This window comes from Paenibacillus tritici, assembly GCF_018207515.1.
Classification (GTDB): domain Bacteria; phylum Bacillota; class Bacilli; order Paenibacillales; family Paenibacillaceae; genus Paenibacillus_AQ; species Paenibacillus_AQ tritici.
Map to the genome: position 1 here is coordinate 7,257,334 of NZ_CP073365.1, position 12,305 is coordinate 7,269,638.

General features: G+C 55.7%; 8 protein-coding genes. 7 read left to right on the top strand and 1 reads right to left on the bottom strand.

Features of this window, described 5'->3' with window-relative positions; translation table 11 throughout:
- The first annotated feature begins 124 nt into the window (after window positions 1–124).
- The 6 genes from KDC22_RS31210 (at window position 125) to KDC22_RS31235 (ending at window position 8,364) form a co-directional block, all read left to right on the top strand.
- Window positions 125–2,494: an EAL domain-containing protein gene (locus tag KDC22_RS31210; protein WP_211721424.1), complete on the top strand. Its 2,370-nt coding sequence runs from the start codon at window positions 125–127 to the stop codon at window positions 2,492–2,494.
- 121 nt (window positions 2,495–2,615) lie between these two features.
- Window positions 2,616–3,239 (top strand): acetate uptake transporter, encoded by a 624-nt coding sequence (locus KDC22_RS31215; protein ID WP_211721425.1) that lies wholly within the window; start codon window positions 2,616–2,618, stop codon window positions 3,237–3,239.
- A gap of 256 nt (window positions 3,240–3,495) precedes the next feature.
- Complete coding sequence (locus tag KDC22_RS31220; RefSeq protein WP_211721426.1) at window positions 3,496–5,640, top strand: putative bifunctional diguanylate cyclase/phosphodiesterase; 2,145 nt, start codon at window positions 3,496–3,498, stop codon at window positions 5,638–5,640.
- Window positions 5,641–5,723: 83 nt separating this feature from the next.
- Window positions 5,724–6,035 (top strand): hypothetical protein, encoded by a 312-nt coding sequence (locus tag KDC22_RS31225; protein WP_211721427.1) that lies wholly within the window; start codon window positions 5,724–5,726, stop codon window positions 6,033–6,035.
- Window positions 6,036–6,209: 174 nt separating this feature from the next.
- A complete protein-coding gene (locus tag KDC22_RS31230) occupies window positions 6,210–6,686 on the top strand; it encodes a DsrE/DsrF/DrsH-like family protein (RefSeq protein ID WP_173135932.1) in 477 nt (158 codons plus the stop codon).
- A gap of 166 nt (window positions 6,687–6,852) precedes the next feature.
- Window positions 6,853–8,364 (top strand): aminotransferase class V-fold PLP-dependent enzyme, encoded by a 1,512-nt coding sequence (locus KDC22_RS31235; RefSeq protein ID WP_211721428.1) that lies wholly within the window; start codon window positions 6,853–6,855, stop codon window positions 8,362–8,364.
- Here KDC22_RS31235 and KDC22_RS31240 read toward each other — a convergent pair.
- Window positions 8,350–8,988 carry a TVP38/TMEM64 family protein gene (locus KDC22_RS31240; RefSeq protein WP_211721429.1) on the bottom strand — a complete coding sequence of 213 codons (639 nt, stop codon included), beginning with the start codon at window positions 8,986–8,988 and terminating at the stop codon, window positions 8,350–8,352. The two genes, KDC22_RS31235 and KDC22_RS31240, sit on opposite strands and share 15 nt — an antisense overlap.
- A gap of 181 nt (window positions 8,989–9,169) precedes the next feature.
- Between KDC22_RS31240 and KDC22_RS31245 the strand changes: the two genes are divergently transcribed.
- Window positions 9,170–12,295, top strand: a complete 3,126-nt coding sequence (locus KDC22_RS31245) for an ATP-binding protein (RefSeq protein ID WP_211721430.1) — start codon at window positions 9,170–9,172, stop codon at window positions 12,293–12,295.
- Window positions 12,296–12,305 lie beyond the last annotated feature (10 nt).

The window sequence follows — 12,305 nt, forward strand, 5'->3', positions numbered from 1 at the left end:
AATTATTATACATCAAAATTCGACACTTTGGGCAGATTTACGCTGCAAAATATTCCCTAATCGTGGTACACTAATATAGATGGTACTTATTTCCTATTAAGTCTGACATGTTAAAGGGGATCAGATGAAACTCCGCAAAAAAATAATTATCTTCATTAGTTTGGTTGCCACGCTCGGAATTAGCGCTACCTACCTGCTGCTTCACGTGATTCTGCTGAACCGCTTCGAGAAGCTGGACGAGGCGCAGCTGCAGCGCAACCTGAACAAAGCTGTGGCTTCTTATCATAGAGAGCTGCAGGGCATGACAACCGGACTGCTGAATTATACCGTCCGGGATGAGACCTACCGGTTCATGGAGTCTGCTGCGGCTCCCGGCTCTGCCCGTTCCGGCAGCACGGAGCCTGCCTTCATCCGCAGCAGCCTTGACCCGGCTACTTATCCTATGGATCATTTCGATATGATTGCCCTGCTTGATCTGAACGGCCAGCCGCGATATGGCGGTTCCTACGATCTCCCGTCAGCTAAGGTTACCCCGTTAACCCAGGAGCAGCTAACGCTCATCAAGCTGATCAATAACCGCCTGCCTGTTCCCACGACCGCCGAAGAGAGCACAAGCGGCTTCGTCAATCTGGATGAGGGACCTATGCTGATTACACTTACACCCATACTTAACAGCAGTACAGACAAGCCGGTCATTGGCACCGCGCTTGCCGGACGGATGCTGCATCACGAAGTGACACAGATCTGGGAGGATAGCCTGTCCAGTATGGACATGTCACGCATTTCCTCGCCCCTGCTGGAAGGCAGCGGAGGCAAGCAGATCTGGACTAGCCCCCCTTCGGGCGGGGAGATGTCGATTCACACCGTGTTAAATGATCTGTTTGACGATCCGGGAATGATCCTGTCCCTGAAGGAGCCCCGCCAGCTCTACAACAGCGGGTTGAAGTCGCTCGCCACCTTCCGCCTGTTCTATTTCATCTCTATGCTGCTGCTGCTGACTGCAAGTCTGCTCTTCGTCAACCGGTTCATTCTGGGAAGAATGTCATCGCTCGTGCGCAATATCCGTGCGATCGGCAGCAGCAAGGATCTGTCGATCCGCATTCCCAGCTCCGGGCAGGATGAATTCAGCGAGGTGGAGGTGGAATTCAACCGGATGATTGACTCGCTGGAGCAGACCCACGATGAGCTGCGGCAGCAATCCATGCTCGACCCGCTGACCCGGCTGCCCAACCGCTCGCTCTTTTTTGACAAGCTGAATGAAGCGATTGCCGCCGTTAAGGGAAGTGACCGGATGATTGTGCTGGTCTTCATTGACCTGGATCATTTCAAGACGGTCAACGATACCCTGGGCCACGATTTCGGCGATGCTATCCTGAAGGAGACCGCCTTCCGGCTGACACAGGTTGTCGGTACACATGATGTGGTCTCCCGGCTCGGCGGGGATGAATTCACCATTCTGCTCTATGAGGTTCCGGGTGCCGACAGCATTGCCCAACAGCTCTCACGGATTCAGGAAGCCCTATCCATGCCGCACCATATCAAGGGGCATCTTCTATATAATACAGCCAGCATCGGTATCAGCATTTACCCGCAGAATGGTGAAGATGCCGATTATCTGGTCAAACAGGCGGACCTGGCCATGTTCCATGTCAAAGAGACCGGCCGCAACAACATCTTCCAGTATTCAGAGGACCTGGAGGCCGGTATCCGGCGTAAGAAGGTGCTGGCCCAGCAGCTTCTCTCCGCTGCCGCCGGGAACGAGTTCGAGCTGCACTACCAGCCGATTCTCGGCGCAGGCCCATTGCATGTATCCAAAGTAGAAGCCCTGCTGCGCTGGAATAGTCCAAGCTATGGAAATATCTCACCGGCCGAATTCATTCCGCTGGCAGAGAGCAGCGGCTCCATTGTCGGGATCGGCAGCTGGGTGCTGCGCCAGGTCTGCTCCGATATGCGCGAGTTCCGCAGCCGGGGGCTGGAGCTTACAGCCGCAGTGAATATCTCCGCACTGCAGCTGATGCAGCCGGGCCTGCTGGAGCTGCTGCTTGATCTGCTGCAGGAATATGATCTGCCTGCCTCCAGTCTGGAGCTGGAGATCACCGAGAGTGTCCTCGTCTCCGGGGACAATATCTTCCTCTCGCTGCAGCATCTCAGAGCCCGGGGGTTCCGGATCTCGCTGGATGATTTCGGCACCGGGTTCTCATCCTTAAGTTACCTGCGCCGCTTCCCCGTTGATGTGATCAAGATTGACCGCTCCTTCGTATCTGAAATGTTACAGGACGCTCAAGGCGATGTGCTGGTGAAGGCCATCATTGAGCTGAGCCATAATCTGGGGCTGCGTGTAGTCTCGGAGGGTATTGAGCATAAGGAGCAGTTCGACAGGCTGCGCGCACTGGGCAGTGACGAGCTTCAGGGGTACTATATCAGCAGGCCGCTTCAGGCCAGGGCGCTGTATTCTTTTCTGGAGCAGGAACATTATTATACCGGACACAAATGACCACTTCTTAATATAGGCAAGCTACTGGCGTTATGATATGATAGGCAAGCTGATAACAGCACCCGCTTAGGGTGCTGTTATCCTATGCGAACACTTATGAAAATTGGAGGCTTTCCTTGTTATGTCAGCGCAACCGCACACCACTCAGTCCGTCAAAATCGTCACCGCCGACCCCAGCGCCATCGGCTTGTTCGGACTCGCTATTGTTACCCTGGTCGCTTCTTCACAAAAGCTGGAAATCACAACAGGTCTCAGCTACTGTATTCCTTGGGCAATCTTCCTCGGTGCCTTCGCCCAGTTGTTCGCATCCATCCAGGACGCCAAGCACAACAACACCTTCGGCATGACTGCCTTTGGCGCCTATGCATTCTTCTGGTTCGGCATGGGGGCAAGCTGGCTGATCAAACTCGGTGTCTTCGGCGCAGTGCTGGCAGAGGGCGTTGATCCCAAGCAGCTGGGATTTGTTTTTGCAGGATATCTTGTGTTCACCCTCTTCATGACGCTCGGTGCCGTTGAGGCGAACCGTGTACTGCTGATCATCTTCATTCTCATTGACTTCCTGTTCCTCGGCCTCTCCATGGATGCCTTCGGCGTCGCTGCGGAATTCTTCCACAAGCTGGCCGCCGTCTCGGAGATGGCTATCGGAATTGTATCGCTCTACGGCTGCGGCGCAGCAGTACTTAATGCCCATTTCGGACGCACCTTCCTGCCGGTCGGCGCACCGCTAGGCATCTTCAAAAAATAGCTTCCGCTTCCTGCGGAGCCGCCATATTACCCTATTCAGAGCAACGGATAAATACTTACTGCCCTTCATGCAGACGGTATTTATCCGTTTTTCGATTTCAACGTTTTTTGTTAGGAATTCCCTTGCGCAAACACGATAAAAATGACATGCTATAGAAACATCTGCGACATATATCGACATTTTCCTGTGGTGTAAGAACCACTTTTATTAAATTGGAAATTTACGGCTTTAATTTTTCCCGTATCGGAGGCAATTCATGGCTTTCCTTAGTAAAAAGCCTTTAACGATCATCATCGGCTTCATCATCATTCTTCAGCTCTCCCTGTTCTATTACTATTCCGTATCACTGGGCCGGGAATACAGAGCCGAGAAGGCAGGTCTGGCCTCACAGGCCGTCATGCTGACCTCGAATATCGAAGAGAGAGTGGCTATTGTCAAAGGCGTCAGCTCCTTCATTCAAACGGTCGGCTTCGATGCCGATCCCGCACTGATCCAGGATTACCTGATCACGGCGCACACCAACAACGCAAGCAATGTCACGAACATTATGATCGCTCCCGACGGTCTGATCCGCTACCTCTATCCGCTTGAAGGCAATTCAGCACTCATAGGCAAAAGCCTGCTGCTGGATTCCGCTCTGTCCTCTCCAGGCATGATCCAAGAAACATTACGTTCCCGCGGTATCACAGTAGACGGTCCGCGTACGCTGGCCCAAGGCGGCTATGGGATGGTCATCCGGCAAGCCCTCTATACGGGCAGCTCCCTGGACGGTATTGTCTCCGTCACCGTGAAGATTGATAATATCGTTAACCAGCTTGCCTTTAAGGACAGCCATATCTATGTCAGCGCCAAGGACCATACCTTCCTGTTCGGCAATGAAGCCCATACGCAGGACCCGCAGCTCACCATTCCCGTTGACGTCTACAATCAGCACTGGCTGATGGGCATGTCCCTGCCCCCCTACAAGAAGTGGCAGGTGCTCCGCAGCGTGCTGTGGATTGATATCGCCTTCCTGCTTGTGATTGCCTTCATTCTGTATATTTTCTGGTATCAGAGCCGCTTCAACCGTGAGCTGGAGCGGGTAGTCAGCATCCGGACCCGTGACCTGCGGATTTCCAAGCGTCTATATGAAAAGCTTGCGCATTACGACAGTCTGACGGAGATCCCCAACCGCCGCTTCTTCATGGATGAATTCGAGCGTCTGCTGCAAAGCTCGGAGCCGACGCAGACCTATGCCTTATTCTTCTTCGACCTGAACCGGTTCAAGGAGATCAATGATACACTCGGCCACTCTACGGGTGACCAGGTGATCAAGACCCTGGCGGGCCGTCTGAAATACGGAAGTCTGCCCTTCAAGCTGTTCGCACGCACCGGCGGAGATGAATTCGTGATGATCTTCCCCGATCTGCCGCGCGGGCACATCCCTGTGGTTGCCCAGCAGATCAGCACGCTGATCTCCGAGACCCTGCTGATCGCCGGGGCGCATCTCAGCTTGTCCACCAGTATCGGCATCTCCCTGTACCCCGAGCATTCGCAGAATACGGAGGATCTGCTGAAATTCGCCGATATGTCGATGTATCAGGCCAAGTCGCAGGAAGACGCCAATTACTTCATCTTCGACTGGGAGCTGCGCGAGAAGCTGGATCAGAAAACGATGATCGCCAAATATCTGCATTCCGCCCTGGAGCGGGAGGAATTCGTGCTGCATTATCAGCCCCAGATCAATGCCGTTACAGGTAAAATGATCGGCCTTGAGGCACTGGTCCGCTGGAATCACCCCGAGAAGGGGCTGATCGGTCCGGGAACATTCATCACTGCCGTTGAAGAAGCCGGACTGATGATCCAGCTTACCGACTGGGTGCTGCGCGAGGTGTGCCGCCAGCTCTGCGAGTGGCGCGGCCTGGGTATGCCGCTGCTGCGGACCTCGATCAATATCTCCAATAGCTGGTTCTATAACCGCAATCTGATTGAGAATCTGTTCGCCGTGCTCGATGAGTACGGGCTGGATACGGATGTGCTCGAATTCGAGATCACCGAAAGCACCGCATTGCTGGAGGAGCATTATCCGCTGCTGCAGCAGATGCGCGATCACGGAATCATCGTGTCCATTGATGATTTCGGCACGAAATATTCGTCGCTGAATTATCTGAAGCATTTTCCTGTGAACAAAATCAAGATTGACCGTACCTTCATCACCGGCATCGGCGTCAGCTCCATTGATGAGACCATTATCAAATCCATCGTGTTCGTCGCCTCCCAGCTCGGCTATGACCTGATTGCTGAAGGGGTCGAGACGCAGGAACAGCTTGCCTTCCTGGTGAAGCATAATTGTCCGCATATTCAAGGCTTCCTGTTCTTCCCTCCGCTGCCTGCGGACGAAATCTGGAGATTGGCTTCCTGAACATGGAAATCTGCTTTGCAAGCGGAAATGGGGACCGCTATAATAGGTATATTCTGATGTTACCCGAAAGGAATTAGAGACCCATGAATAGATTAACTACCGGTGAAATTGCCGGAACCGCCCTGTTTGCGCTGATCCTAGCCATCCTGGCCTACCGCATTATCCGCGGCATGCCGAAGATGGCCGGAGATATTACCGCCTTCCGCAAGCGGACCCTCGTCTGGACCCAGGTGGCTCTGGTGCTTACGGTCCTCCAGCTTAACTTCAAGGCCGGAGACTGGCGTTTCGGAATCATCTTAGGCCTGATTGTCCTGTTCACCGGCAGCATCTGGCTGTCCGCCCGCCGCTATGATATGGCACGCCAGGCTGATGCCGAGCAGCGGGAGGGTAACTGACGGACACGGCACGGAACACTTGAAGCCATGACTCTGCTTGATGCTGTCTGATATTAATGTCTCAGGCCCCCGCCAGGGGGCCTTTTCTGCGTCTTCCGGCCGGGCGGCAGGCATACTTTGCCTCTCCATAACCATACTAATGACATTCTATGGATACCAATGGAGGGCTAACGAATGGGCAAAAAACTGAATCTGCTGATGTTCAGCGGGGAATATGACAAGGCTATGGCCGGGCTGATTCTGGCAAATGCCGCAAGGGATATTGAGGTAGAGGTTACGATGTTCTTCTCGTTCTGGGGGCTGTTTCTCGTCCGGGACCCGGAGACCATGACCCTTGCGGATAAGAGTATCTACGAGAAGCTGATGGATGTGATTACGCCCAAAGGGCCGGAGCAGCTTCCGCTCTCGCGGATGAACTTCAGCGGGCTAGGCAAGCTGATGCTGGAGGAGATGATCGAGGACCAGGGGGCGCCGAAGCTGATTCATTTCCTGAAGGGGGCGCGCAAAAAGAACATCAAGTTCTATGCCTGCAAGCTCTCTGTGGAGATCATGGGCTTCAAGCCGGAGGAGCTGCTGCCCGAGGTGGAGATTATTGATGCCGCCGCGTATCTGAAGGATGCGCTGGAGAGCGATATTCAGCTATTCATCTGAATGCTATGGGCTTTAACCTAATTCCGCCGCCGGGCATATACTGGGGCAGACAGAGACGGATATCCCTGCAAGGCTGCATAGGCTTCGGTTGAAACGATGCTGCGCACTGCCCTCTTGAGAATCCGTACCGACGTTCTATAGTATTCATTGCCTGGAGGGATTGTCCGTGCTGAGTATCCACCGCGCCGCTGCGGCAGAGGCGCCGTCTTCACTGCAAGAGCATTTCGCGGCCTTCCGTGAGCATACGGTCGGCAGCCGCCATCTGATCTCCACCCCTTACGGACGGCAGCCGCTGCTGTATGCCGACTGGACAGCCAGCGGACGCCTGTATGAGCCGATTGAGCGCAAGATACAGGAGACCTTTGGCCCCTATGTCAGCAATCCGCATACCGATTCCAACACCACAGGGCTGACGATCACCCGCTCTTATCATGAAGCGCGGAGGATGATCAGGGAGCATGTGAATGCCGCTCCCGCCGATGCCCTGCTCTTCTGCGGCAACGGCACCACCGGAGCGGTGAACAAGCTGCTGCGGATCATGGGCCTGAAGCTGCCGGAATGGCTGAAGCAGGAATACCTCAGCCTGCCGGAGGAACGCCCAATCATCTTCGTGAGTCATATGGAGCATCATTCCAATCTGTTACCCTGGCAGGAGGGCTTCGGCGATGTAGTTACCGTTCCCTCCGGGCCTGGCGGGCAGGTAGATCTTACGCGGCTGGAGGAGCTGCTGCTGAACTACCGGAACCGCCGCTTCAAGATCGGTTCCTTCACCGCCTGCTCCAATGTCACCGGCATCAAGACGCCGTATCATCAGCTTGCTGCGCTCATGCACCGGCATGGCGGGGTTTGCTTTGTGGATTTTGCCGCCAGCGCCCCTTATGAGGAGATCAATATGCATCCGGCCTCCCCGCAGGAGAAGCTCGACGCCATCTTCTTCTCCCCGCACAAATTCCTCGGCGGTCCCGGAACCGGCGGAGTGCTGCTGTTCGATACCGCGCTTAGCACCGGCCGGCTGCCGGATGAGCCCGGCGGAGGCACCGTCGTGTGGGTGAACCGCTGGGGCGGGCGCCGGTACATTGATGATATAGAGGTCCGCGAGGACGGGGGCACCCCCGGATTCCTCCAGGCCATCCGTACAGCGCTCTGCATCAGACTGAAGGAGCAGATGAACGGCCCCGGACAATATATGATCGTCCGGGAGCAGGAGCTATGCCGCAGGATGCTCTCCGGACTGGAGCAGATTCCAGGCTGCTCTGTACTGGAGGGCACGCATCGTGACCGCCATGGAATTATCTCCTTCACGTTGAAGGAGATCCATTACAACCTTGCTGTACGGCTGCTGAATGACCGCTTCGGCATCCAGGCGCGCGGCGGCTGCTCCTGTGCCGGCCCGTACGGCCATCAGCTTCTCGGACTGGACCCGGCACAATCAGAGGCGTTCATCCAGGCGATTCATGCCGGGGACCAGTCGCTGAAGCCGGGCTGGGTCCGCCTGTCCCTGCACCCGATCATGACGGAGCGCGAGGTGGAGCATATGATTCTCGCCGTACGGTCCATCGTGAGCCATATTGAAGAATGGGGCAAGGACTACCGCTATAATGCCGTCACCAACAGCTGGCTTCATACCGGGGACAGGGGCGCTACGGAGGAGGATATCCGTGATTTATTTGTTCTGTAGCGGCGGTGTGCCATGATGCTCCCGTTCCCGGGCCAGCCGGGCGAATCTGGCCTCAATGGCCTTAACCCCCCAGAGTGAACCTCCGATAAACAGCAGCACATAGATAATCTGGCCCGGATCACGGATGAACCGCTGGACATCATTGCCGATGTAGGATACCGCGAATACCATAATAGCTTTGCCTGCACATAACGCAATCAGGTAAGAGCGCAGTCTCATCCCGGCCAGACCCGCCGCCATATTAATCACAACAAACGGGCCTACGGGAAACAGGCTGAGCAGAAACACATAACTGAACCCGCTCTGGCGGACCCAGGTCATGGCTTTGGCTACCTTCGGCCGCGCGGCCCACTTGGTCAGGTAACGGTGCCCGGCGATTTTGCGGATAATCAGGAAGGTGGCCGTACAGCCTGCGACCAGACCGATCCATGAATACAGGAACCCCAGCCATAATCCGTATACCGCCCCGTTAAGCCCCACAATCGCTATGGTCGGCAGCGGGGGCACGAACGATTTCATGAAGGTAAGCCCCACACCGGGCAGCGGCCCGAGCGAGCGGTACTGCTCGAGCAGCATCCGCAGCCGCTCCTCGGTCAGCCATGACATAATATCTATATAGAACATTTCTTCAGCGCTCCTCAAGTACTCTAGTAAGCTTCAATTATACAATACTTTCTGTTCCTCTGATGCCAAGCGGAAGCGGCTTTGCTGTCTATTTTATGGACGATACCGTTTCAGCGGGAATTCGAAGGATAAGTCATGATCAGGCTGGACAAGCGCAAGCTGCCGGAGATATGATGAAATTATGAGAACCTTTGATTATAGTCTGCTGTCCAAAAGAGTGCTGGCCCTGCTGTGTATCGGCCTGCTTACCGCAGCTGCGCTGGTCCCTTTGCTGGGCGGCGGCTCCTCGTCTGCCTGCTACAGCCCGCGGTCAGGATGGGCAGATCTGTCCTCCTGCACCTTCGATGATTCTGCCGTCTACCCGCTGGGAGGGGAATGGGAATTCTATTGGCAGGAGCTGCTCGACCCGCAGGATACCCTGCCAAGAACCGCAGAGGCTCCGGCCTACATGCCTGTACCGGGCGCCTGGAGCACGGACACGGAGGCTACCGGCTTCTCCCGCTACGGATATGCGACCTACCGCCTGCTGGTTCAGCTGCCGCCGGAGGTCCCTGCCTTCGCTCTCAAGGTGAACAATATCCGCAATGCCAGCCGGGTCTATGTGAATGGCGAGCTGCTGGGCGGAAGCGGCGTGCCGGGGGAACGCCCGGAGACCACCAAGCCCCGCAACCACCCTTACTCTCTGAGCTTCAGCGGTAGGGACAACCTGGCCGAGATTCTGATACATACCTCTAATTTCACTTATTCAAGCGGAGGCATTGCCGAATCCATACGGATCGGCACGCCCGCAGCCATAGACGCCATCGACCAGCGGAACCGGACCTACGATACCTTGCTGGTAGCAGGCTTTGCTTTTATCGGCCTGTACTTCTTCGGTCAGGGCTTCCAGCGCAAGGAGGACAAGTCCTCGCTTCAGCTGGCCGTCTACTGCTTCATGATCGCCCTTTATATGCTGACACACAGCGAGAAGCTGCTCTTCGAATACCTTCCGTCCCTGTCCTATGAAGGATTCAGCAAGCTGCAGGCGGTGTCTGGTGTAGTCGGGTTCTATTGTGTGTCCAGCTATACCTATTCTTTGTTTCCCGCACTCTATTCCCGGCTCTTCAAGCGGATCTGCTTCGTGTATGCCTTGAGCTTCTGCGCCGTCGTCCTTCTGACCCCGTTACCGGTATATTCCCGGATTACAGGACTGCTGCTGACGTTCAGCTTCATCTCTGTCTGCTACACGTTCTATGTGATGGCCAAGGCAGCCTGGCTGCGGGAGACAGGTTCCTATTATCTGCTGATCGGTGTCATTGCAGCCGTGATGTTCACCCTCTCCTTAGTCAGTAATCTGTTCTTCGGCACGGAACTCTATTCAGTTCCCCCGGTGGCCGGTCCGGTCTTCATTCTGGCAGAGGGACTATTCCTGTCTGCGCGCCATACCCATGCGTATCAGACCATTAAGCAGCTGTCCCTCCAGCTTGAGCGCAAGGACCGGGACAAGGACGAATTTCTGCTGAAGACCTCCACCCAGCTGCGCACTCCGCTGAATGCCATCATCAATATTGCGTTGTCCATGCATGAAGGAGCCGGAGGGCAGCTCAGTCCGTCCCAGCGGGAAGACATGAGGCTGATTCTCGGCACCGGAAGGCGGCTGGCCTTCCTGGTCAGGGATATTCTCGATTATGAGCAGATCAAGCGGCAGCGCATCACGCTGCAATGGAGAACGGTCGATATCCAGGGAATTGCGGCCATTGTCATTGAGGTCTTCCAGTTCTTGAACAAGAAGGGTGAGATCCGGATCAAGAACCACCTCCCGCCCGGTCACTTCCTGGTCCAGGCAGATGAGCAGCGGCTGATGCAGATCCTCTACACCCTGCTGGATAATGCGCTGAAATTCACAGACCGCGGCAGCGTGGTCATTGAGGCTGCCTGGCAGGAGAATTCCGTCTCCGTAGCGGTTAGAGATACCGGAAGGGGCATCCCGGAGGATCAGCTGGAGGAGATTTTCCGTGATTACGAGCAGATCAGCGAGGCAGATTCACTGGAGACCGGAGGCCTGGGACTCAGTCTGGCGATCAGCCGCAAGCTCATAGAGCTGCATGGGGGCACGATCTCCGTGTCTTCCAGACTGGGCCATGGCAGCACCTTCACCTTCACACTTCCCGGCACACAGGCGGAAGCCGCCATTGCTGCAGCATCGGAGGAGCGGATTGTATCCAGACCGGAGTATACCGGGCCGGACATGCAGGACGACCCCTGGAAATACCGCTCGGTTCATCCGCCGCAGTCCGGCGGGCAGGAGGGCTCTTATGCTCCGCGCATTCTGATCGTCGATGACGACTATGCCAACCTGAAGGCGCTGACCAATCTATTGTCCCTGGAGCACTATAATATCTCCAGCCGCAGCAGCGGCAAGGAGGCACTGGCGCTGCTTGCCGTGGACCGCAATTTCGATCTCTGCATTATCGACGTCATGATGCCGGAGATGTCAGGTCTGGCCCTGTGCAGCATCATCCGTCAGACTTATACTCCGCTGGATCTGCCGATCCTGATGGCTACCGCCGGGCAGCAGCTTCACTTCAATGAGGCGGCGTTCCGGGCCGGAGCCAACGACTTTATTCATAAGCCCTACGCCTGGAGCGATCTCAAGGGGCGCGTCAACACGCTCGTGCAGCTTAGACGGTCTGTCTCTGATCGGCTAAGCTCAGAGATCGCCATGCTGCGGGCGCAGATCAAACCGCATTTTCTCTACAACGCTATTAATACGATTATCTGGATGAGTACACGCGACACCGAGAAGACGCAGCAGCTGCTGTATGATCTAAGCCATTTCCTGCGCGGCAGCTTCGACTTCAGCAACCAGGAGACAGCGATCCCGTTCGAGAAGGAGCTGGAGCTGATCGAGGCGTACCTGTCACTGGAGCAGGCAAGGTTCGGCAAACGCCTGAATGCCCAGTATAATATCGGAGTCAGTGAATTCTCGCTGCCGCCGCTGATTGTACAGCCGATCGTGGAGAATGCCGTCCGTCACGGACTGATGGAGAAGATCGACGGGGGAACCGTTATCCTCTCTACCCGGCAGGAAGGCGACCATATCCTCATTACCGTCTCGGACAACGGGAAGGGCATGAGCGATGAACAGCTCTCTTCCTGGATGAACGAGGACTACCGTTCCCCGCACGGAGAAGGCACCGGAATCGGCCTGCGGAACATTAACCGCCGGCTGCTGACCCAGTTCGGCCGTCCGCTTGTCCTTACACGCGGAGCCGGCGGCGGTATAGATGTACTTATAACTATCCCATGGAAGGATGAGGTCTCCTGAGTATCTCTGT